This window comes from Aeromonas sp. ZOR0002, assembly GCF_963866995.1.
GTDB lineage: Bacteria > Pseudomonadota > Gammaproteobacteria > Enterobacterales > Aeromonadaceae > Aeromonas > Aeromonas caviae.
In genome coordinates this window covers 29,168-49,494 of record NZ_CAWMFQ010000094.1, presented here as the reverse complement: position 1 = coordinate 49,494, position 20,327 = coordinate 29,168, and the positions used below count along the sequence as shown (strand labels likewise).

Sequence of the window (20,327 nt, the reverse complement as noted above, 5' to 3'; positions counted from 1 at the left end):
CACAGTATCCACAGGATGCTCAGATGACCGTTTCCGCCTCGGTAGAAGTCAAAAACAAGTTAGGCATTCACGCGCGACCGGCCATGATGCTGTTCGAGCTGGTGCAGGGGTTCGATGCCCACGTGTTGCTGCGCAACGAAGAGGGGGTCGAGGCCGACGCGGACAGCGTGATCGGCCTGCTGATGTTGGACTCCGCCCAGGGCAAACAGGTGGAGGTGCAGGTGGAGGGCCCCGAAGAGGTGGAGGCCCTGGCCGCCGTGGTGGCGCTGTTCACCTCGGGCTTCAATGAGGAGTAATACGCCTCGGCGTGCTCAAGGTGCGCTGCGAGCCAGCGCCTTGAAAGCGGCAAAATCCCGACAAGCCAGCAGACTTCTGCTGGCTTTTTCGTTCATCAGTGCCAGAAACAGATCATAAAGTCCCATGGCTTCCTCATAATCCGCCTTGGCGATGGCCAGCACGAAGATGAGGGTAGCGCTCTCGCCGTTGCCCCAGTCGATCCCCTGGGGGGCCAGCACGGTATAGACCAGGGTGCGGCGCGCCAGCAGGCCGAGGGAGTGGGGCAGAGCGATGCCGTCCCCCAGCAGGGTTGAGACGATCCGCTCCCGCTCCTGCAAGGATCCGCGGAATCCGCTCTCCACCAGATCCTCCGCCTCAAGCTGACTGCAGATGCGATCAAACAGCACCCCCTGGCTGATGGGTTCATCAAGCACCATGAAGTGGTCGGCATCGAAATACTTGTCGAGCAGATAGGGACGGGTGCGATCGACGAGCACCAGCTTGCCGAGCTGCTCCAGCTGGTATTGGGTCGGGAAGGGGGAGACCAGTACCACGGGAGCATTCTTCTCGCTCACCCTGAGGGTGCTGATGACGAAATCCTGCTCGACTCGCACCAGTCCTTCATAGTCCCGCACCGATTCCAGCGTGGTCAGCTGCAGTTGGGGGTATTCCCGCCGGATGCGTGCTTCCAGCACCCGGAAGGTGGCGTTGCCCGCATCGCACAGCAGCAGCGCCTGGGGGCGCCGGGTGTAACCGATGTCGTAGTGGCGCTCCAGGCCGACCCCGATGTGGATCACCAGGTAGCCGATCTCGTGGTGGGTCAATCGGTAGGGGGTCTGCCTGATCCACTCAGAGATGGCCGCCAGGGTGATGTCGTAGGCGAGGGGGTAATACTGCTTGATGTGATCCGCCAGGGGATTGTGGCTGCCAATCTGGTATTTGACCCGCAGCAGCATGGCGCCGATGTGGGTCTGCAGGTCGGCTCGCAATTGCGGGTCGCCGCGCAGGTCATAGGGGTAGTGCTGGTGGATGTAACCCAGCAGGTGTGCAGTCAGTTGCTCGCTCTCGGCCGCCATGGCCGGGCTGAGCAGGGGCGTCTCTGCAGTGAGGCGAGCCTGGATCTGGATGGCGAGACAGGCGATCTCTTCCTGCACCGGTGAAGTCAGGGTCGGCAGCTCGGCATAGATGTCGCGGGCCACCACTGCCAGGGGCGGGGTGATGTCGTCGCTGGCAAACTGGCGCAACTCGTGGCCAGACGCCTGGCGAAGCAGGGCGACGGCACAGTAGACGGTGACTTGCTGCAGGCTCTCGTCGGCCAGGCGTAGCTGATGGCGACCGAGTTGCTCGTGAATGTGGTTGCCCACTACCTCCAGCGTCTTGCTGGGGCAGAGGGTGGGCAACAGGCTCTGGAGCGGATGCTGGTGCAGCAGCTCCTGGCAGAGCAGTTGGGTGAGGCAGGCGCGGATCGCCATCTCGCTTCCCGCAATGCGCATCCCCACCCTGGGTTTGCTGTCGATGGTGAGCCCGAAGTGGGCGAGCCGCTCCCGCACCTCCGTCATGTCCCCTTGCAAAGCCGCCCGGCTCAGATACCAGGTGTCCGCCAGCTCGTCGAGCTTGATCCCCTGTTCCGCCGTCAGCAGCAAGATCTGGAGGTGCAGCACCCGCTCGCGGCTGGTGCGAGGCAGAGGGCTCTCCTGCCCCTGGGCGGCCAGCAGCGCATCGAACAGCCCCTGATTGTAGATCTTGAGCTGGTAACCGCTGCCCCGCTGATGGATCAGGTGGGCGCCCCGGGTGGCGATGAGCTCGTTCAGGGTCGCCACGTCGGTACGCACCGTGCGGGTGGAAACATTGAGACGGCGGGCCAGCTCCTCCTGTGGCAGGGGCTCGGCGTGAAGCAGGGCGAGCAGTTGCTGGAGTCTGGGGTGGGGCAGCTTGGTCATGAGGGGGTGGGGACTCCTGTCGCGCATGGTGGGTCGATGTTAACAAGGGGGTCATTAACAAGCCAGGCACCGCCCAGTGATCGGACCGGTGCCTGTGGGGTTGCTATGCCAGCAGTGCCTTCACCATGGCGAGGAGGGTACGCACATCCTCCGGCCGGGTCTGGCCGTTCTCGCTGTCGATGATGGAGCTGTAGACGTGGGGGATCACCTTCTCGACTCCTGCCTCCAGCGCGATCCGCACTATCTCCTCGAAGTTCTCAAGATCGATACCGCCGGTGGGCTCCAGCCAGAAGCCGTGGCGGGCACAGGCCTCGGCCACTGCCTGATACTCGGCGCGGCAGGCGAGTCCCCCCATGGGGAAGAATTTGACCGAGCTGCCGCCCATGTCTTTGAGCAGGGCAATGGCGGTATCGATGGGGACGATGCCATCGGGCTGCTGACTACTGAGGGGGCCGGTGGAGATCTTCACCATCCCCGGCGTGCCGGTGGGGGAGACAAGGCCATTGACCAGGGTGTCAGCTTGACCGAGCTGCGCCCGGCTGGCCCCGACCCCGGTGAACACCTGATTGACGTGCTGGGGCTGCAGCTGGCGGGCCAGCTCGGCCACCATGGCGGACTGGCGCGGATCACCTGCTCCCAGCCCGATGGAGAGGGCGTTGTCGATAAGCTTGGCGTAGGCCTGCATGTCGGCGACGGCAGAGGGAATGTCCGGGTAGTTCTTGGAGAGCACACCGACCAGTACGTGGCCCTCGGCAGCCTCATAAATGTCGACGGCATTCTCTTTGGAACCAGCCAGCACGTTGAGGCAGACCCGATCGCTGTAGTAATTGGGGGTAAGAGACATCAGTTGTTCTCCTGAACGAGGTGGGCAATGGCGGAGTGGATCTGGTCGAGCTGGGGCAGGGTGACGCTGCGCACGTCTATCTCGATGTGCCCCTCGTTGGCCTTGTAGCCGCGGCAGTAGATGGCAGGCGTGCCCTGTTGCAGACGGGAGACCACTTCCACCGTGGTCATGCCGATCTGCTGGTGGTCGAAGGCGATGTCGGTGCGGGCGATGTCGCGCCCCGCGCTGTCCCACACCACCTTGGCGGTGACGCCGGGCAGCTGGTTGAGGCGCTCGATGAAGGGAGTCATCTTGGCGACCATGGCGGCGCCGCTCTCCTTCTCTTTGGCTAGGTAGCGCTCGATGGCGTGGGTCAGGCCGAGGATCCCCTCCTTGCCCACCTTCATGGCGCGGCCTATGCCGCCAGCCTGCTGCTTGACCCACTCCACATACTGACGTCTGCCGAGCACCAGGCCGCTGGTGGGCCCTTCGATGGCCTTGGCGCCGCTGTAGATGACCAGATCTGCACCCTGGTTGTAGTAGAGACGCAGATCCTCTTCGGCCGCTGCATCGACGATGAGCGGGATCCCGTGGGCTTTGGCCACCTCGGCCGCCTCGGCCACCGACAGAATGCTCTTCTGCACGCAGTGGTGGGACTTGATGTAGAGGATGGCGGCAGTATTGGCATGGATGGCGGCGGCCAGCTGGGCGGGTGAACACTCGTTGGCGTAGCCTGCCTCCACCACCCTGCCGCCCCCCAGGTTGACCATGGTGCCGACGGGGGCACCAAAGTTCACGTTGTGGCCCTTGGGCAGCACGATGTCGCTCGGCACGTCGTGGGCATGAGCATGCAACTGCTCGAGGCGATAGGGGTCGCCGCGCACGATCACGGCGGCCACCGACTGGGCGATGCCGGCGCTGGCGCAGGAGACCACAACCGCATCTTCAACGCCCAGCAGATCGGCCAGGTAGGCGCCGGTCTTGTTGACCAGATCCTTCACCTCGAAGTAGTGGCCGAGGCCGAAGTTGACCGCATCGACCACCTCCTGCTCGGGGGTGGAGACGCCGAGGATGGTCATGCGCCCGGAGGCGTTGATCACCGGTTTGAGCCGGTATTTCTCATACACAGAAGGCATGGTGTGATTTCCCGTAGTGAGTCAGAACCAGTTCGCCGCCCACCAGGGCGGCGAGAGGGAGCAGTTGCCGGTCACCGTTGCGGGTGCCGGCCTCGGTATCGGTAAAGAGAGTGGGGCCGCAGCTCACCTCGAACAGGGTGATGTCTGCATCGGCGCCCACCTCGAGTCGCCCCTTGCCGGGCAGGCGCAGGGCATCGGCGGCCTGGTGAGTGACGCAGGCGAGCACCTGCTCCAGGGTCATGCCGATGGCGAAGAACTTCGACATCACGTGGGCAAGGCTGTAGACGGGCCCCTTGATGCGGTTCTTGCAGTAGATGTCTGAACTGATGGTGTGGGGCAGGATGCCCTGGGCAATGGCCAGCTCCGCCACTTCGAAGCTGAAGCTGGCGCCACCGTGGCCGATGTCGAGCAAGAGCCCCCGCCGCATCGCCTCGCGCACCGTCTGGCGCAGTTCACCCGCCGGGGTCAGGATGCGGTTGGGCTTGCCGTTGAAGCAGTGGGTCAGCAGATCGCCCTCCCCCAGCAGGGCGACGATCTCGTCCAGATCCGGCGGAGTGTTGCCCACGTGCACCATCAGTGGCAGGTTGCCATTGGCCTGCTGGATCTGCTTGGCCATGCGCAGGGGTTGCAGACCGCTTTCACCCACCACGCTGCCGCTCATGCGTGCCTTGATGCCGACGATGAAGCCGGGATGGCGCCGGATGGCCGCCTGGGCGAGGGCGGGATCGATGTCTGCCGGATCCGCCAGCTCGTTCTGGCGCAGCAGGCCGATGCGGGAGATGTTGAGCAGGGCGTGCACCCGGGTCTTGCAGGTGGCGGCTATGCGCTGGAAGTCGTCTACGTCGTCGGCCCCGGTACTGCCGGCGTCGATGACGGTGGTGACACCGGACGCCACCCCCACCTTGTCCGGCTCATCGTGATAGAGGGGGGAGGCGGGGTAGCAGTGGGTGTGGCCGTCAATCCAGCCGGCGCTCACATGGACCTGCCCGCCCAGAGTGAGGGTTTGCTTCGCCTCCGTGCTTTCTGGCAGCGAACCCAGCGCCGCTATCTTGCCATGCTCGATGGCGACGTCGACGAGCTGCCCGTTTCCCAGGCGTCCCGCCCTGATGATCATGTCGTACATGCTGATATCCCTCTTGTAACCTGCTTGCGCTCTTACTGCGAGGCCGCTTCCAAGGCTCATGTGCTGCTCTTCACCTTGCTGACGACCTCTCGCGACAGAGCGCAAACAGGTTCTTGAATGCCGCCCAAGAGACGGCCTTGGATTAAGCCAGGGCGATGGGGAAGAAGGTCCCGAACAGCATGGCCCCCAGAATGGCGCCGCCCGTGATGGGCTTTTCCCAGATGTAAAACAGCAGGGCACCCAGCAGGGAGCCTATCCCGATGGGAATGGAGGCGCCCATGGCGGAGAGGATGATGAGGGGACCGAGGAAGCGGCCCGAGCTGTTGCCAGCCCCCATCATGACGTCTGCGCCGTAGGTGGAGTTGCTCTGGTTGATGGTGAACTTGCGCGCCAGGATGATCACGTAGCCGATGGCCATCCCAATCCCCATGCCGGTGATCAGGGAAGCGGTGAAGTTTTCCACCGGATAGATGATGCCGGCCCCCAGCAGCAGGGCGGGCACCCCGAGGCCGACTCCGGTCTGGATGGCGCCGCCGATGTCGAGGATGCCCACCAGGGAGCCCTCGATGATGCGGGCGAACAGGAAGCTGGCACCGAAGGCGGCGACTGCACCATAGGCCCCCGTGTCCATACCGGCCTTGAGCATGGCAACGAAGGCCACCTCGTTGAAGGCGCCGACCCCGTAGAGGTAGAACATGTGGGTACCGGCGAAGACGCCGGAAGAGAGCAGACCGACAAAGATGGGGAAGGACCAGTCGGCATACCAGAAGTTGTTTCTCAGTTTCTCATCCATGGTGTGCTTCCTTATTTGCCGCTCATGAGGTTGTGGACGTTTTCCAGCCACAGGGGAACGCCCAGGTGGAAGGATTCAATGAGTTTCATGTCAAAGCCGCGGAAGAAGCCGCTCAGCACGAACAACAGGACGATGGCACTCATCATCACCTTGGTGACGTGGTTCCAGCCGCTCTCTTCCACCCCCTTGCCGATCAGGATGCCAAGCACCAGGCCCGGTACCGCGTTGCCCATGATGAGCTGGGCCAGACCGCCGAAGATGGTGGCCCAGAAGCCGGACTTCTTGCCTGCCTCGATGGCGGCCAGCCAGAAGATCACCGGCATGACGGTGTTGACCAGCAGGTTGGCGGCGGGCACCAGCACCTTGACCGCGGTGACCTGCAGGGCGGCTGGCACGGCGGCGGCGGTGCTGTTGAGGAAGGCGACTACGATGGCACCTATGATGCCGCAGGCGATGGCCATCTTCTTCGGGTCATGGAGGGTGGTGGCGAGATCCCGGTTCTTGATCATCAGGGCCGCTGCACCCCAGTTCGGCAGGATGCGGTGATCCACGTCCTGAGTGAAGGCGCCGGCCGCGACCGTGGAGGCCCAGGCGTTGAAGAAGAAGCCCAGACCGAACGAGAAGTGGGAAGCGGGGTCCCCTTCGCAGGAGTTGAGCTCGCCCAGGGTACGGAACGCGCCCATCCCCTGCACGGTCGGGGCGTGGAACATCCGCGCCGCGCCAGCTCCCACCCCGACGCCTACCAGGCCGCCGATGATGAGTGACTTCATCAAAATGATTAGAAACATCCAACTTGTCCTTTTGGTTGTGGGGTCAGGCCCGGGTGAAATCCACCTTGTCGACATCCAGGCTGGTGACCTTGACGGTGATCGCCAGCCGGACCCGGAACTCATGGCGCTGGCGTGGCAGGAAGAAGAACAGGAACTTCTCCACCCGTACCGACTCCTCGGCCTCGAGCACCTCGACTTCGAGGGGTTCGATGCGCAGCATCACCTTGGGGCTCTCCTTGAGCAGGCTGGGTTGCACCTGGCTGAGGGCGGCGGCGAACGCCTGCTGGCGAGTCGCCCCCTTGCCGTTGACCGTGATCCGGGTGGTGAAGTGCTCTTTCATCAGGCGCGTCCGTGTTTCTTGGCGAAGGCTTCGATCAGCTTCTGGCCCAGCTCTTCCTTGTCCATGAAGCCGAAGCCCAGTACCACGCACCCCTCGTTGATGGCGGTGACACCCTCTTCGATGGATCGCATGCCGTAGCGGCACTTGTAGCCGTACTTGGTCTGGGCCGTGATGGCGCCCGCGCCACCGCTGCCGCAGAAGGAGATGCCAAGGTCGGCCTGCTCCTTGTTCATCACATCACCGAGCTTCATGTCGGCGGCCATGCCGGGGATGACGGTCACGGTGGCGCCGGCGGCTTCTGCGCCTGCCCCCACTTTCTGACCCTTGCCGAGACGATCTCCAATCACGAGTTTGATGGCAGTCATTTAGCTTTCTCCTTTTACTGAGCTGAGTTCGTTTTCTTTGGCCACTTCAAAATGGACGGACAAGAGGTGCGCCTCCTCGTAGGCGAGGCGGTCGAGCCAGGCGACGACCTGCTCTGCCAGGCGCAGGGAGAGGGGGGAGATCTCCTCGAACAGGCTGAGGTCGACCTCCGGCAGGGACTCCCCGCTGTAGGAGCGCCACACCATGGCCTTGACGTGGGAGGCCAGCATCTGCTGCTGCACGTCGTTGGGGTGTATACCCTGATCCGCCAGCAGGTTGTGAATGCGGGCCAGGGTCAGGTCGGTCTTGCGCAGCAGTGCCGGGCTGTCCGGGGTCAGGGGGGCGTCATGGGTGTCGGTATTCAAGGTCTGCTCTCCAGGCTGGCAGAAAGGATGGGCTCACCATAAAGCGGAGGAGAGTGCGGGAGGAGGCAGGTTTTTTCCGATTCGAAGTGGAAATCCGGAGGGAAAGGCATCAAAAGAAGCCCTTTTGGCGTTCAGGAGGAGGAAAGGAGCGGACTGGCGGCAAGGGAGTGTGATCGGTCGCGCGTTTTGACGGCGTCTTCGCCCGATTGCCCATTGGCGCAATGTGTGAGCTGTCTCACGCACAAGCGGGAGCCGGAGGAAAGCGGGCACAAAAAAGGGCCCTGTCGGGCCCTGCGAGGATCCGCCCCTCAGGTGGCGGGTGCCGCACTGCTGGTCGGCAGGGTCTGATTCTGGTAGCGCAGGTCCTCTTCGATGATGACATCGACGTCCAGCGGCTTGCCGTTGCGGATCACCGAGATGGTGAGCTTGGTGCCGGGGCGGCTCTCGACGATCTTGTCCATGACGGGACGCACGCCGGTGATGGCCTCTCCGTTGATCTTGAGCAGCACATCCCCACGTTTGAGACCGGCCTTGGTGGCTGGGCCATTGGGATCCAGGCTCTCCACCACCAACCCCTGCAAGTCCCCCAGGTTCAGCATGCGCGCGACGATGGGATTGATCTCGACGCTGGAGATGCCGAGGTAGCCGCGGATGACCCGGCCGTTGGCGATCAGCTCGTCCATGATGCGCTTGGCCAGCTTGTAGGGGATGGCAAAACTGATGCCATAGCTCTCCTGATTGCCGTTGAGGTGGTAGGCGGCGGTATTGATACCCACCAGATCGCCACGGCCATTGACCAGGGCGCCTCCGGAGTTGCCCTCGTTGATGGCGGCATCGGTCTGCAGCAGATCCTGCCGGCCGTTGCTGTCCGGCCCCATGCTGGAGAGGCCGATACGCCCGGTGGCGCTGATGATGCCCTGGGTGATGGTCTGGCCGACGTTGTAGGGGTTGCCGATGGCGAGCACCACGTCTCCCACGTCCGGCAGACGATCCGGGTCCTGCGGGATCACCGGCAGGTTGTCCGATTCGATGTAGAGCACCGCCAGATCGGTCAGTTTGTCGGTGCCGACCAGCTCTGCACTGAATACCCGGCCATCTTGCAGGGCGACGATGATCTGGTCCGCATCGGCGATGACGTGATAGTTGGTGAGCACGTGACCGCGCTGGTTCATGATGACGCCGGACCCCAGCCCCTGGGGTCTGAGTTCGGCTTTTTCACCGCGATTGCCGGCGAAGCTGCGGGTGTAGATGTTGACGACGGCAGGGCCGGCGCGATGGGCCGCGTAGGAGAAGCTCAGCTCGCGGGCGTTGGTGATGAGGCCCGGCAGGGGAGCGCCGCCGCGAAAATTGGGGAACACCAGCAACAAAAGCGCAGCCATGGCGAGGCCAAAGCCGACGGACTTGCCCAAGTAGCTGATCAGAGGTGGGATTTTCATGTCTTTCTCGTCCGTACAGGCTGCGGGCAGAGAATAACATTATCGATGGATAAAAATCACCCGCGGCGGTTGCCGCGGGTGTGAGGGGCTTAACGGATCACCAAATAGAGCGAGGAGTCACCGCGCTGGATGTTCAGCGCCAGGACTTCCGGCTTGTTTTTCAACACCTTGGTCAGTTCACCCATGGAGTTGATGCGCTGGCGGTTGACCCCGATGATGATGTCGCCCTTTTGCAGGCCGGAGGCGGCTGCCGGTGAGCGGGGATCGATGTCGGAGACGGCAACGCCGGTCACGGGGTCCGTGGTGGTGCTCAGCTTGGCCCCTTCCAGTGCCGGATGCAGGGCGCTGGCCAGGATCTCGCTGTCATCCGCTTTCTTCAGGGTGACCTTGACGGTCTGCTCCTTGCCGTCACGAATGAGGCCGAGCGAGACCTGCTTGTCGGCCCCCATGGTGGCGATTTTGGCACGCAGCTCGCCGAAGGAGCGGATGGGCTTGCCATCGATGCTGATGATGATGTCACCTGCCTTGATGCCTGCCTTGGCGGCGGCGGAGTCAGGCATGACCTGGTTGACGAAGGCACCGTCCTTCTTGTTGTAGCCGAAGGTCTTGGCGATTTCGCTGGTGAGCTCGGTGCCGGTGATCCCCAGCTGGCCACGGCGTACTTCGCCGTATTTCACGATCTGCTCGGAGAGATCGCGCACCATGTTGGACGGGATGGCAAAGCCGATGCCGATGTTGCCGCCGTTCGGGCCCAGGATGGCGGTGTTGATGCCGATCAGCTCCCCGCGCAGGTTGAGCAGGGCGCCGCCCGAGTTGCCGGAGTTGATGGCCGCATCGGTCTGGATGAAGTTCTCCAGATTTTCGATGTTGAGGCCGCTGCGACCCAGGGCGCTGACAATGCCGGAGGTGACGGTCTGGCCCAGGCCGAACGGGTTGCCGATGGCCAGCGCGTAGTCACCGACTCTCAGCTCGTCGGAGTCGGCGAACTTGATCTGCACCAGATCCTCGGCCTTGATTTGCAGCAGGGCGATATCCGACTGTTTGTCTTCCCCTATTTTCTTGGCCGCATACTCACGGCCATCCTTCAGGTTGACCTTGATCTCGTCCGCCTCGTGGACCACGTGGGCGTTGGTGATGACGTAGCCTTTCTTGGCATCGATGATGACGCCGGAACCAAGCGCCTGGAAGGGCTGCTCGCTCACCTGCTCGTCAGGCATGTTGGGGCCGAAGAAGAAGCGGAATTGCTCCGGCAGGCGTTGGCGGGTGATCTTCTTGCCAGAGACGGAGATGTTGACCACGGCAGGGGTCACCTGCTCGAGGACGGGGGCCAGGCTCGGCATCTCCTGGTTGTTCGCCATCAGGGGCAGTGCGGCCTGCGCCGGTGCTGAGGACATGGCGATACCGACACTGAGGGCTAAGACACTGAATACAGAAAGAGATTTACGCATATGAGAAACAGCTCCCAGAAAAAGTTGCAGTGCAATCGTCAAGGTCTGACCACGATAAAGCGTAATTAGTTCAACCGACGATCAGCCCGGCTGCTTGAGCAGGCCGGACGCACCGGCGTAATCGCGGGGAGGAAGGCCCGGCTCCTCGCTGTTGGCGGCATCGCCTGTTTCTTCCACTTCGGGTTCGCGGAACAGTGGTTCCTGTACCTTGGCCAGGAACTTGCTCTGTTCCGCCATGTGGCGATAAAGGGTCTGGTACTGTTCGGCCAGTTGCTCCATCAGGGCGGCGCTGTCGGCGAAGTGGGTGGTGATCTGCCCCTGGTAGCTTTCCAGCTCCTTGTGGGCTTTTTTCAGCTCCTGTTCCAGGCGTCCGGCATCCCGGCTACGGACAGAGAAGCGGCCGATCAGCACGCCGATGATCAGGGCGGCGATCGCCAGCAGGATCCCGTTAAACAGAGTCATAGAAGCTCCTTGTTACAGCTAACACGATGAATTTGAAGCGGTCGGATGGACCGCAACGCCTCGTTGGCACTATACCGTGCCCCCCGAGAGCGTGATACCATTTTGTCCCTCATTCAGGGACTTGGAGGCGGTTTACAGGATGACCCCGCAGCAAAAATATCAGCAGGATTTGCAGCGCCCCGGCTTTGTGGCCGATCCGGCCCAGGCCATGGCAGTCGCCCGCCTGGAGCGACTCTATCAGGATCTGTGCGCAAGCCCGACTCCGACCAGATCCCGTGGCCTGCTGGGTTGGCTGCAAAAGCCGAAAACCCGTGACCCCGTCCAGGGGTTATATATGTGGGGCGGTGTGGGCAGAGGCAAGACCTGGCTGATGGATACTTTTTTTGAGAGCCTGCCGGGGGAGCGCAAACTGCGCATCCACTTCCACCGTTTCATGCACCGGGTGCACGATGAGCTCAAAGGGCTGACCGGTCAGTCCGATCCGCTCAAGCTGATCGCCCGCAAGCTGGCCGACGAGACCGACGTCATCTGCTTCGACGAGTTTTTCGTCTCGGATATCACGGATGCCATGCTGCTCGGCACTCTGTTCCAGGAACTCTTTGGCCATGGCGTGGTGCTGGTGGCCACATCCAACATCCCCCCTCAGGATCTCTACCGCAACGGGTTGCAGCGTGCTCGCTTCCTGCCTGCCATCGCGCTTATCGAGCGCCACTGCGAGGTGATCAATGTCGATGGCGGTGTCGATTACCGGCTGCGAACCCTGGAACAGGCAGAGATCTATCACTTCCCGCTGGATGATCAGGCCAGGAGCAACCTGGATCGTTATTTCAGCCAGTTGACCGGGATTGGGCAGGTGACTGCCGCCGCACTGGAAATCAACCATCGCCAACTGAGTGCACTGGGCGTGGGGGAAGGGGTGCTTTATATGGAGTTTGAACAGCTGTGCTGTACTCCACGCTCCCAGGGCGACTACATCGAATTGGCCCGTGAGTTCCACACTGTCCTGCTGGCCAATGTGCAACCCATGGGCAGCGGCACGGATGACGCGGCCCGCCGCTTCATCGCCATGGTGGATGAGTTTTATGAGCGGCATGTAAAGCTCATCATATCGGCGGCGGTCCCCATGACCGGGCTCTATGGCGAAGGCTTGCTGAATTTCGAATTCAGGCGTTGCCTTTCAAGGCTTCAGGAGATGCAATCGCACGAATACCTTGCCAGAGTGCACCTTCCTTAGTCACAATACCGCGCCTGCCAGTCGGATGGGCATCTGCGGCAGGTAGGGCCGGGCGACATTTGCTAGCTTCATGGCAGTGAAATTAGCAGGTGATATTTAAGGCAACTTCACTTATAATCGCCCGGCCCACGTTACAGCTGTCGATAAGACAGCAACACTTTAAGCTTTACTTGTATTCGAAGGGGTACAGGTAGGCCATCGTTTGTTGTTTGTGGGAGAGCCCCCATAAGCAATTGGGTCTGTAACAGGTAATTGGGTTTAACTTAATGAAAACTTTCGTTGCCAAGCCAGAAACCGTAAAACGTGACTGGTACATTGTGGACGCAGAAGGTAAAACTCTGGGTCGTATCGCAACCGAGATCGCTGCTCGTCTGCGTGGTAAGCACAAAGCCGAGTACACTCCGCACGTTGACACCGGTGACTACATCATCGTTGTAAACGCTGAGAAGGTACACGTAACCGGTAAGAAATTTACCGACAAAATGTACCACGCTCACTCCGGTTTCCCGGGTGGTATCAAGTCCATCAGCTTCGACAAGCTGATTCAGCGTAAGCCGGAAATGGTAATCGAAGCTGCCGTCAAGGGCATGCTGCCGAAGGGGCCGCTGGGCCGTGCCATGTTCCGTAAGCTGAAAGTTTACGCAGGCGCAGAGCACGCTCATGCTGCTCAGCAACCTCAAGTACTGGATATCTAACGGGAACTGGCAACATGGCAGAAAATCAATACTACGGTACCGGCCGTCGCAAAAGCTCCACTGCTCGCGTATTCATCAAAGCGGGTAGCGGTAAAATCGTAATCAACCAGCGCTCCCTGGAGCAATACTTCGGCCGTCCGACTGCCCGCATGGTAGTTCGTCAGCCGCTGGAACTGGTCGAGATGACCGAGAAACTGGATCTGTACATCACCGTTAACGGTGGTGGCATCTCCGGTCAAGCTGGTGCGATCCGCCACGGTATCACTCGTGCTCTGATGCAGTACGACGAGACCCTGCGTTCCGAACTGCGTAAAGCTGGCTTTGTTACTCGTGATGCCCGTAAGGTTGAGCGTAAGAAGGTCGGTCTGCACAAAGCGCGTAAGCGTCCGCAGTACTCCAAGCGTTAATTCGCTTTTGGTACGCACTCTCAGGAGTGTCAAAAAAGCCTGGCAATTTGCCAGGCTTTTTTTATTGGTAATGTTACATGTGACAATGCTAAGCATACGTCACAAAAGACAAAAAATTGTGTATTTATTGTTTTTGCCCATCGACTCCCTTTCTTGTCAAATTGTTATCTTTTCTTTAAAATTTCCATGGTCTTTCTGTGTCAATTGCCACTCCGCTTCCATCGCAGTTGTCAGAGGGAGAGGATAAGTAAACAGGGACACTATAAGAATGAGCGGAGTCCACATGGGAGAGTTTTTGGATGAGCAATGCGCCAGTTGATACCGGTCGCCGCAGATTTCTTACCTGGTCAACGGTTGCCGTTGGCGGTGTAGGAGCTGCTTTTACCGCAGTGCCGTTTATTAAGTCATGGAATCCGAGTGCCAAAGCCAAGGCGGCAGGCGCCCCGGTTGAAGTGGATATCAGCAAGCTGGAGCCGGGTCAGCTAATCCGCGTCGAGTGGCGTGGTAAACCGGTCTGGGTGGTGAAGCGCACCAAGCAGACGCTGGATGCTCTGGCTGCACACGATGACAAGCTGCGGGATCCTGCGTCAGACGAGCCACAGCAACCGGACTATGCCCACAATGGCTACAGATCCATCAAACCGGAAATCTTCGTGGCCGTTGGCATCTGCACTCATCTGGGATGCTCCCCCTCCTATCTGCCCGACAGCTTCGGCGAGCAGGTTCAAGGGGTAACTTCCGGCTTCTTCTGCCCCTGCCATGGCTCCAAATTCGACATGGCCGGTCGAGTGTTCCAGGGCGTCCCCGCACCGCTGAACCTGGTCATTCCGCCATACCAATTTCTTAGCGACACCACCATTCTGGTCGGTGCCGATGGCAAGGAGGCCTGACCATGTTTGCCAAACTCATGGGCTGGATCGATGATCGTTTCCCGCTCACGGCCATGTACAACGACCATATGGCCAAGTATCCGGCGCCCAAGAACCTGAACTTCTGGTACTTCTTCGGCTCGCTTGCCATGTTGGTGCTGGTCAACCAGATCATCACCGGCATCTGGCTGACCATGAACTACAACCCTTCGGCGGAAGGTGCCTTCGCTTCCGTGGAATACATCATGCGGGATGTGGATTACGGCTGGCTGCTGCGTTACATGCACTCAACCGGGGCATCTGCATTCTTCATCGTGGTCTACCTGCACATGTTCCGCGGCATGATCTACGGCTCTTACCAGAAGCCACGGGAACTGCTGTGGATCTTCGGCATGCTGATCTTCCTGGTGCTGATGGCCGAGGCCTTCATGGGTTACCTGCTGCCCTGGGGGCAGATGTCGTTCTGGGGGGCCCAGGTCATCATCTCGCTGTTCGGTGCCATCCCCGTTATCGGTGACGATCTGACCCTGTGGATCCGGGGGGATTATGTCATCTCGGGTGCGACCCTGAACCGCTTCTTTGCGCTGCACGTCATCGCTCTGCCGCTGGTGCTGGTGATGCTGGTGGCCATGCATATCCTGGCGCTGCACGAGGTGGGCTCCAACAACCCCGATGGCATCGACATCAAGAAGCACAAGGACGAGAACGGCTGGCCACTGGATGCGGTCGCGTTCCACCCCTATTTCACTGTGAAGGACATGATCGGGGTAGCCGGTTTCCTGTTCTTCTTCTGTGCCATCATCTTCTTCAAGCCGGACATGTGGGGCTATTTCCTCGAGAAACCGAACTTTGAGGTGGCCAATGGCCTGAAGACACCGGCGCATATCGCCCCGGTCTGGTACTTCACCCCCTTCTACGCCATCCTGCGTGCGGTGCCTGACAAGCTGCTGGGGGTCATCATGATGGGCCTCTCCATCGTGGTGCTGTTCCTGTTGCCCTGGCTGGATCGTTGCAAGGTGCGCTCGGTGCGTTACCGCAGCACCCTGCACAAGCTGAACATCGCCCAGTTCGTGGTCTGCTTCATTATCCTGGGGGTGCTGGGCGTGCTGCCATCAACCCCGACCCTGACGCTGATTGCACAACTCTGTACTCTGGGTTATTTCGGATTCTTCGTCCTGTTGTTCTTCTACAGCAAGAATGAGAACACCAAGCCGCTGCCGGAGAGGGTGACATTCAAATGAAAAGAATAATTTTTGCAGTGCTGGCCCTGCTGCCTGGTCTGGTGTTGGCCTCTGGCGGTGGCTTCCCTCTCGACAAGGCGGAGTACGATCTGAGTGACAAGGCATCCCTGCAACGGGGGGCCGCCACCTTCATGAACTACTGTGCCGGCTGTCACTCCACCCAGTACCAGCGTTATAACCGGGTGGCGGCCGATATTGGCATTCCGGACGATCTGATGAAGGAGAACCTGGTCTTCACCGGCGCCAAGATCGGCGATCTGATGAAGAGTGCCATGTCCGAGAAGGATGCTGCGCGCTGGTTCGGCGCGCCGCCCCCCGACCTGACCCTGGTTGCCCGGGTGCGTGGTGCAGACTGGATCTACACCTATCTGCGATCCTTCTACGTGGACGAGACCCGTCCATTCGGGGTGAACAACGCCGTCTTCCCGTCCGTGGGTATGCCCCATGTGCTGGAGCCGTTGCAGGGGACGCCCCGCGCCGAGTTCGAGACGCATACCCTGGATGGCGTGGAGATGCAGCAAGTCGTCAGCATCAAATCTGACGGCAACGGTGAAATGAACAACGAAGAATATGATCAGACGGTACTGGATCTGGTAAACTTCTTGGTCTACTCGGCTGAGCCGGTGCAGCAGGAGCGCGAACGCATGGGCTTCTGGGTACTCGGATTCATCGCTATCTTCTTCATCTTCACTGTGCTGTTGAAGAAGGAATTCTGGCGCGACGTTCACTAAGCGACCAGATCGGAGTAATATGACGCACGGCAATGAAGACAGACATGCTTCATTGCCGTTTCTGCTTTTTAATGACGGGAGGGTTCAATGGCTGTAGCTGCCAATAAGCGTTCGGTAATGACGCTGTTTTCCGGTGCCAACGATATGTTCAGCCATCAGGTGCGTATTGTCCTGGCGGAGAAGGGTGTTAGCGTGGATATCTGCCAGGTTGATCCTGCCAACCTGCCGGATGAGCTGGCCGAGCTGAACCCGTACAACACTGTACCGACTCTGGTGGATCGCGAGCTGGCGTTGTACACCTCGCGCATCATCATGGAGTATCTGGACGAGCGTTTCCCGCATCCGCCCCTGATGCCGGTTTATCCGGTCGCGCGCGGCAACAGCCGTCTGATGATGCACCGCATCGAGCTGGACTGGTACTCTCTGGCCGACAAGATCATGGCGGGCACCGATACCGAAGCCGCCCGTGCCGAGTTGCGCGACAACCTGCTGGCCATCGCCCCCATCTTCGGCGAGATGCCCTACTTCATGAGCGAAGAGTTCGGTCTGGTCGACTGCTACATGGCGCCGTTGCTGTGGCGTCTGCCGAGCCTGGGCATCGATTTCACCGGCCGTGGCGCCAAAGAGCTGAAGGCTTACATGGTTCGCCTGTTCGAGCGTGAATCCTTCCAGGCTTCCCTGACCGAGGCCGAGCGCGAGATCCGTGCCGGCGTATGAGCATGGAACCGACAATGACACCCAGTCGCCCGTATCTGCTGCGGGCGTTTTTTGACTGGTTGCTGGATAACGATCTGACTCCCCATCTGGTGGTCAATGCCAATATTCCCCATGTGATGGTACCGATGCAGTTCGTGCAGGATGGCCAGATTGTTCTGAACATCGCCCCCCGGGCCGTGGGCCAGTTCCACATGGACAATGACGCTGTCAGCTTCAGCGCCCGTTTCGGTGGCGTATCGCAGCAGGTCTATATCCCCATGGCGGCCGTACTGGCCATCCATGCCAGGGAGAATGGAGTGGGCACCCTGTTCCCGCCGGAGCCCGGGTATGACCTCTGGCTGGAACAGGCACAGACACCCACGCCGGTTGAGCCCGAGCCGGAACCACCGCGCCCGAGCGGTCGCCCGACTCTGAAAGTCATCAAATAAAAAACGCAGCCTGAAGGCTGCGTTTTTTCATCCTGCCAGTCAATTCTGGGCAAACTCGAAGGCTTTGATCACCTGCTTAACGCCGCTGACGTGGCGGGCGATTTCCACGGCCTGATCCCCTTCCTGGCGGGTGACCAACCCAATGAGGAACACCTCGCCATTCTCGGTGACAACCTTCACCTTGGCGCTGTCGAAGTTCTTGGTGCCCAGCATGTCGGCCCGCACCTTGGAGGTGATCCAGGTGTCATTGCTGCGCACGCCGATACTGACTGGTTTGCCAAGGCGCAGCTCGTTGTAGACATGGCGAACCCCTTCAATCCGGCTCACGATTCTGCCCGCTTCCTGTTTGTAAGCGTCAGAGGGTGTCTGACCCACCAGCAGCACACGGCCGTTGTTGCTGTAGACACTGATCTTGCTGGCGGCGCTCAGGGGCTTGTTGTCGGCCAACAGGTTGGCGGCTTTCAGCTCTATGGTCTGATCGTCCCACTGGGCACCCAGGGTGCGGCGATCGCCGCTCGCCTTGGCGGTGCCAGCCGCGCCACCGACCACCACGGCAGCACAGCCTTGCAGCAGCAGGACGCCGGTCAGCAGGGCAAGAGCGAGAATAGGCTTCTTCATGGTTTCAGTCTTCCTGTTGCGGGAAAAGTGTCTGGTCGATGAGATCACAGAGACAGTGCAGGGTCAACAGGTTCACTTCCAGAATACGAGGACGGCGAGCGGAAGGAACGCGGATCTCCACGTCATTGGGGCCCAGCAGACCGGCGATCTCTCCCCCGTCTCCGCCACCGAGAACAATGATGGTCATGTCGCGGGAGAGGGCGGCCTCCGCGGCTTTGATCAGGCTGCGGCTGTTGCCTGTCGTGGTGATGACCACCAGGATGTCGCCTGGTTGTCCCAGAGCTCGGATCTGCTTGGCATAGACCTCCTCGAAACCGTGATCCGTGGCGATGGCGCTGATGGTCGCCATGTCGGGCGTCAGGGCGAGACCGGGCAGGGAGGGGCGAGGAGTTTCATAGCAGTTCACCAACTCGGAAATAAATAGCTGTGCCAATGCCGAGGAGGGACCATTGCCACATGCCATCACCTTGTGGCCATTGAGCAGGCAGATGGTCAGCATCTGGGCTGCCGTATGGATGGCATCCGGCAGTGCTTCGGCGGCGGCTATCTTGGTCTGGATGCTTTCGGTGTAATTCTCTTTGATGGGATCAGTCATGGGGTCCTCTTAAAACGCGTTCTGGATCCAGTCCGGCTGGTCGCCCTCGAACGCGATCACATCGAATCGACAGGCCTGGTTGGCCTCATTGATGGCATGTTGCTTGAAATAGTGGCGCGCGGCCAGCACGATCTTGTGCTGCTTGCGCCGGGTGACCGAGCTGGCTGCACCGCCATGAGTGGCGTTGGCGCGATATCTCACTTCAACGAACACCAGGGTCTCCCCCTGGCGCATGATGAGATCGATCTCGCCGCCACGGCAGCGGTAGTTGCGGGTAACGGGTTGCAGGCCTCGTGCCTGCAACCAGCGTTCCGCTATTTGCTCAAAGTGTTGTCCCTTGCTCGTCGCTGCCGACGGCAACAGGTTCAACCACTGCTGGTGAAGTTGTGTCAGTAGCCTCTTCATGAGTCGCATCCTCCAGCTGGGGGGCGGCGCTGTCGCTGACCAGCTTGCCATTCTGGTAGGTGGCCCAGTCCAGCATGCGCACTATGTTGCCCTGGGGATCCACGCTCAGCTGGCCGCTCATGCCGGGTTGCTGCATGGCATTGACCTTGCGCATTTGCGGCAGGTTGCCTGCCAGGCTGACGGCATCGTAACCGAGGGCGAACAAGCGCAGCAGGTCGCCCTGGGTCTGGGGCCAGAGCAGGGCAATCTGTTCACGCTGCGTCTCGAAGCCACCCAGCAGCAGTGGCATGTCGGAGATATGCATGCCGTTGAGCTCGGATGCCACCTCGGTCGTCCCGCCGTCGTATCCCCGAGAGCTGCTGTAGATGGGCAGGCTGCCCATGGGATTGACCGAGATGTCCACATAGGGCTTGATCATCCGGGTCTCCAGGCTGTTGGCCACCACATAGACGGCGTCGATGCTGCGCGGCGCGGCATCGGACAGCTGGACAATCTCCCCGGCTCGTGCGGTGGAACGGCCGCTCAGAGCGTTCTTGACCATGCCCTGCACTTCGTTGCGCGCCCCGAAGGTGGCAACCACGGGCTTCTCCTGGCTGACGCCGGCCCAGGCCTGTTCAAACGCCTTGATACTGCTGTAGCCAATCCGGCCTTGTGCCGCGATCAGCAGCGGCTTGCGGTAGCCCTGACCATAGAGGTACTGGGCCGCCTGGCTCGCATCGGCAGCGGCGGAGAGTGAGAAATAGAAGGTGTTGTCGTTGACGATCGGCTTGTCCAGCTCGTTGAGCGCCAGCACCGGCACGGTCGGACTCGACTTGAGCAGCTCCTCCACCTGATCCTTGAGCAGGGGGCCGATGATCATGTTGGCCCCTTCCTGAATGGCCTGCTTGTAGAGGTCCCCCATCGCCTTGCCCTGGGTATCATAGAAGTTCAGGGTGAACTGGCTCTGATTTTCCTTGTAGGACATCAACATGCCGTTGCGGATGGCGGCGCCCTGGGCTTCCAGGTTGCCGGAGAGCGGCAGGAAGACGGCGATCTGCTGCAGCGAACCGTTGTCCGTAGTAGCGAGATCCCCAAGGCCGGCCGGCATGTCGCTCTGGGCAGGGTGGTTAGGG

Annotated in this window: 25 protein-coding genes; 9 read left to right on the top strand and 16 right to left on the bottom strand. The window is 60.7% G+C overall.

Annotated elements, in window-relative coordinates; all coding sequences use genetic code 11:
• Positions 1–23 precede the first annotated feature (23 nt).
• Positions 24–296 (top strand): PTS phosphocarrier protein NPr, encoded by a 273-nt coding sequence (gene npr, locus AACR77_RS05395; protein WP_010675868.1) that lies wholly within the window; start codon positions 24–26, stop codon positions 294–296.
• 15 nt (positions 297–311) lie between these two features.
• Here the strand turns inward: npr and AACR77_RS05390 are convergent, their stop codons facing one another.
• The 12 genes from AACR77_RS05390 to AACR77_RS05335 form a co-directional block, all read right to left on the bottom strand.
• A complete protein-coding gene (locus AACR77_RS05390) occupies positions 312–2,216 on the bottom strand; it encodes a BglG family transcription antiterminator (protein WP_042880197.1) in 1,905 nt (634 codons plus the stop codon).
• A gap of 103 nt (positions 2,217–2,319) precedes the next feature.
• On the bottom strand, positions 2,320–3,060 hold the full coding sequence (dagF, locus tag AACR77_RS05385) for a 2-dehydro-3-deoxy-phosphogluconate aldolase (RefSeq protein WP_042880195.1): 741 nt from the start codon (positions 3,058–3,060) through the stop codon (positions 2,320–2,322).
• Positions 3,060–4,175, bottom strand: a complete 1,116-nt coding sequence (locus AACR77_RS05380; RefSeq protein WP_042880193.1) for a DgaE family pyridoxal phosphate-dependent ammonia lyase — start codon at positions 4,173–4,175, stop codon at positions 3,060–3,062. Before AACR77_RS05380 ends, dagF begins: the two co-directional genes overlap by 1 nt.
• On the bottom strand, positions 4,159–5,298 hold the full coding sequence (locus tag AACR77_RS05375) for an amidohydrolase/deacetylase family metallohydrolase (protein ID WP_042880191.1): 1,140 nt from the start codon (positions 5,296–5,298) through the stop codon (positions 4,159–4,161). The genes AACR77_RS05380 and AACR77_RS05375 overlap by 17 nt, the downstream gene beginning before the upstream one ends.
• Positions 5,299–5,440: 142 nt before the next feature.
• The gene (locus AACR77_RS05370) at positions 5,441–6,091 is read right to left on the bottom strand and encodes a DUF4310 family protein (RefSeq protein ID WP_041214029.1); all 651 of its coding nucleotides are present in this window, start codon (positions 6,089–6,091) and stop codon (positions 5,441–5,443) included.
• Positions 6,092–6,102: 11 nt separating this feature from the next.
• Positions 6,103–6,879 (bottom strand): DUF4311 domain-containing protein, encoded by a 777-nt coding sequence (locus AACR77_RS05365; RefSeq protein WP_010675862.1) that lies wholly within the window; start codon positions 6,877–6,879, stop codon positions 6,103–6,105.
• 25 nt (positions 6,880–6,904) lie between these two features.
• Positions 6,905–7,201: a DUF4312 family protein gene (locus tag AACR77_RS05360; protein WP_041211841.1), complete on the bottom strand. Its 297-nt coding sequence runs from the start codon at positions 7,199–7,201 to the stop codon at positions 6,905–6,907.
• Positions 7,201–7,566, bottom strand: coding sequence for an SFCGS family glycine-rich protein (locus tag AACR77_RS05355; protein ID WP_010675860.1), 366 nt, complete (start codon positions 7,564–7,566; stop codon positions 7,201–7,203). Before AACR77_RS05355 ends, AACR77_RS05360 begins: the two co-directional genes overlap by 1 nt.
• Positions 7,567–7,929 (bottom strand): transcriptional regulator, encoded by a 363-nt coding sequence (locus AACR77_RS05350; RefSeq protein WP_042880188.1) that lies wholly within the window; start codon positions 7,927–7,929, stop codon positions 7,567–7,569.
• Between the two features lie 308 nt (positions 7,930–8,237).
• A complete protein-coding gene (degS, locus tag AACR77_RS05345) occupies positions 8,238–9,365 on the bottom strand; it encodes an outer membrane-stress sensor serine endopeptidase DegS (protein ID WP_010675858.1) in 1,128 nt (375 codons plus the stop codon).
• 89 nt (positions 9,366–9,454) lie between these two features.
• Positions 9,455–10,813, bottom strand: coding sequence for a Do family serine endopeptidase (locus AACR77_RS05340; protein ID WP_042015057.1), 1,359 nt, complete (start codon positions 10,811–10,813; stop codon positions 9,455–9,457).
• An 81-nt stretch (positions 10,814–10,894) separates the two neighbouring features.
• Positions 10,895–11,275 (bottom strand): YhcB family protein, encoded by a 381-nt coding sequence (locus tag AACR77_RS05335; RefSeq protein ID WP_010675856.1) that lies wholly within the window; start codon positions 11,273–11,275, stop codon positions 10,895–10,897.
• 139 nt (positions 11,276–11,414) lie between these two features.
• On the opposite strand from AACR77_RS05335, the gene zapE reads away from it, so the two are divergent.
• The 8 genes from zapE to AACR77_RS05295 all read left to right on the top strand — a co-directional run bounded on the left by zapE (position 11,415) and on the right by AACR77_RS05295 (position 17,597).
• A complete protein-coding gene (zapE, locus tag AACR77_RS05330; RefSeq protein WP_042880186.1) occupies positions 11,415–12,509 on the top strand; it encodes a cell division protein ZapE in 1,095 nt (364 codons plus the stop codon).
• A 266-nt stretch (positions 12,510–12,775) separates the two neighbouring features.
• The gene (rplM, locus tag AACR77_RS05325) at positions 12,776–13,204 is read left to right on the top strand and encodes a 50S ribosomal protein L13 (RefSeq protein WP_005336289.1); all 429 of its coding nucleotides are present in this window, start codon (positions 12,776–12,778) and stop codon (positions 13,202–13,204) included.
• 14 nt (positions 13,205–13,218) lie between these two features.
• Entirely contained in the window at positions 13,219–13,611 is a 393-nt protein-coding gene (rpsI, locus tag AACR77_RS05320) for a 30S ribosomal protein S9 (RefSeq protein WP_005336286.1), read from the top strand.
• 299 nt (positions 13,612–13,910) lie between these two features.
• On the top strand, positions 13,911–14,501 hold the full coding sequence (petA, locus tag AACR77_RS05315; protein ID WP_010675854.1) for a ubiquinol-cytochrome c reductase iron-sulfur subunit: 591 nt from the start codon (positions 13,911–13,913) through the stop codon (positions 14,499–14,501).
• 2 nt (positions 14,502–14,503) lie between these two features.
• A complete protein-coding gene (locus AACR77_RS05310; RefSeq protein ID WP_010675853.1) occupies positions 14,504–15,721 on the top strand; it encodes a cytochrome b in 1,218 nt (405 codons plus the stop codon).
• On the top strand, positions 15,718–16,452 hold the full coding sequence (locus AACR77_RS05305) for a cytochrome c1 (protein WP_039040484.1): 735 nt from the start codon (positions 15,718–15,720) through the stop codon (positions 16,450–16,452). Before AACR77_RS05310 ends, AACR77_RS05305 begins: the two co-directional genes overlap by 4 nt.
• An 87-nt stretch (positions 16,453–16,539) precedes the next feature.
• The gene (gene sspA / locus AACR77_RS05300) at positions 16,540–17,169 is read left to right on the top strand and encodes a stringent starvation protein SspA (RefSeq protein WP_039040485.1); all 630 of its coding nucleotides are present in this window, start codon (positions 16,540–16,542) and stop codon (positions 17,167–17,169) included.
• On the top strand, positions 17,166–17,597 hold the full coding sequence (locus AACR77_RS05295; protein ID WP_039040486.1) for a ClpXP protease specificity-enhancing factor: 432 nt from the start codon (positions 17,166–17,168) through the stop codon (positions 17,595–17,597). Before sspA ends, AACR77_RS05295 begins: the two co-directional genes overlap by 4 nt.
• A gap of 39 nt (positions 17,598–17,636) precedes the next feature.
• On the opposite strand, the gene dolP is transcribed toward AACR77_RS05295, so the two are convergent.
• The 4 genes from dolP to AACR77_RS05275 all read right to left on the bottom strand — a co-directional run.
• Complete coding sequence (dolP, locus tag AACR77_RS05290) at positions 17,637–18,215, bottom strand: division/outer membrane stress-associated lipid-binding lipoprotein (RefSeq protein WP_010675849.1); 579 nt, start codon at positions 18,213–18,215, stop codon at positions 17,637–17,639.
• 4 nt (positions 18,216–18,219) lie between these two features.
• The gene (locus AACR77_RS05285; RefSeq protein WP_010675848.1) at positions 18,220–18,810 is read right to left on the bottom strand and encodes a D-sedoheptulose-7-phosphate isomerase; all 591 of its coding nucleotides are present in this window, start codon (positions 18,808–18,810) and stop codon (positions 18,220–18,222) included.
• Positions 18,811–18,819: 9 nt separating this feature from the next.
• Positions 18,820–19,215, bottom strand: coding sequence for a YraN family protein (locus AACR77_RS05280; RefSeq protein ID WP_080770042.1), 396 nt, complete (start codon positions 19,213–19,215; stop codon positions 18,820–18,822).
• On the bottom strand, positions 19,133–20,327 hold a 1,195-nt coding region (locus AACR77_RS05275), incomplete at its 5' end, for a penicillin-binding protein activator (RefSeq protein ID WP_042880184.1). The genes AACR77_RS05280 and AACR77_RS05275, both read right to left, overlap by 83 nt.

Coding starts and splice junctions, on each gene's coding strand:
- npr (WP_010675868.1), top strand. CDS start 24: ATGACCGTTTCCGCCTCGGTAGAAGTCAAAAACAAGTTAGGCATTCAC.
- AACR77_RS05390 (WP_042880197.1), bottom strand. CDS start 2,216: ATGACCAAGCTGCCCCACCCCAGACTCCAGCAACTGCTCGCCCTGCTT.
- dagF (WP_042880195.1), bottom strand. CDS start 3,060: ATGTCTCTTACCCCCAATTACTACAGCGATCGGGTCTGCCTCAACGTG.
- AACR77_RS05380 (WP_042880193.1), bottom strand. CDS start 4,175: ATGCCTTCTGTGTATGAGAAATACCGGCTCAAACCGGTGATCAACGCC.
- AACR77_RS05375 (WP_042880191.1), bottom strand. CDS start 5,298: ATGTACGACATGATCATCAGGGCGGGACGCCTGGGAAACGGGCAGCTC.
- AACR77_RS05370 (WP_041214029.1), bottom strand. CDS start 6,091: ATGGATGAGAAACTGAGAAACAACTTCTGGTATGCCGACTGGTCCTTC.
- AACR77_RS05365 (WP_010675862.1), bottom strand. CDS start 6,879: ATGTTTCTAATCATTTTGATGAAGTCACTCATCATCGGCGGCCTGGTA.
- AACR77_RS05360 (WP_041211841.1), bottom strand. CDS start 7,201: ATGAAAGAGCACTTCACCACCCGGATCACGGTCAACGGCAAGGGGGCG.
- AACR77_RS05355 (WP_010675860.1), bottom strand. CDS start 7,566: ATGACTGCCATCAAACTCGTGATTGGAGATCGTCTCGGCAAGGGTCAG.
- degS (WP_010675858.1), bottom strand. CDS start 9,365: ATGAAAATCCCACCTCTGATCAGCTACTTGGGCAAGTCCGTCGGCTTT.
- AACR77_RS05340 (WP_042015057.1), bottom strand. CDS start 10,813: ATGCGTAAATCTCTTTCTGTATTCAGTGTCTTAGCCCTCAGTGTCGGT.
- AACR77_RS05335 (WP_010675856.1), bottom strand. CDS start 11,275: ATGACTCTGTTTAACGGGATCCTGCTGGCGATCGCCGCCCTGATCATC.
- zapE (WP_042880186.1), top strand. CDS start 11,415: ATGACCCCGCAGCAAAAATATCAGCAGGATTTGCAGCGCCCCGGCTTT.
- rplM (WP_005336289.1), top strand. CDS start 12,776: ATGAAAACTTTCGTTGCCAAGCCAGAAACCGTAAAACGTGACTGGTAC.
- rpsI (WP_005336286.1), top strand. CDS start 13,219: ATGGCAGAAAATCAATACTACGGTACCGGCCGTCGCAAAAGCTCCACT.
- petA (WP_010675854.1), top strand. CDS start 13,911: ATGAGCAATGCGCCAGTTGATACCGGTCGCCGCAGATTTCTTACCTGG.
- AACR77_RS05310 (WP_010675853.1), top strand. CDS start 14,504: ATGTTTGCCAAACTCATGGGCTGGATCGATGATCGTTTCCCGCTCACG.
- AACR77_RS05305 (WP_039040484.1), top strand. CDS start 15,718: ATGAAAAGAATAATTTTTGCAGTGCTGGCCCTGCTGCCTGGTCTGGTG.
- sspA (WP_039040485.1), top strand. CDS start 16,540: ATGGCTGTAGCTGCCAATAAGCGTTCGGTAATGACGCTGTTTTCCGGT.
- AACR77_RS05295 (WP_039040486.1), top strand. CDS start 17,166: ATGAGCATGGAACCGACAATGACACCCAGTCGCCCGTATCTGCTGCGG.
- dolP (WP_010675849.1), bottom strand. CDS start 18,215: ATGAAGAAGCCTATTCTCGCTCTTGCCCTGCTGACCGGCGTCCTGCTG.
- AACR77_RS05285 (WP_010675848.1), bottom strand. CDS start 18,810: ATGACTGATCCCATCAAAGAGAATTACACCGAAAGCATCCAGACCAAG.
- AACR77_RS05280 (WP_080770042.1), bottom strand. CDS start 19,215: ATGAAGAGGCTACTGACACAACTTCACCAGCAGTGGTTGAACCTGTTG.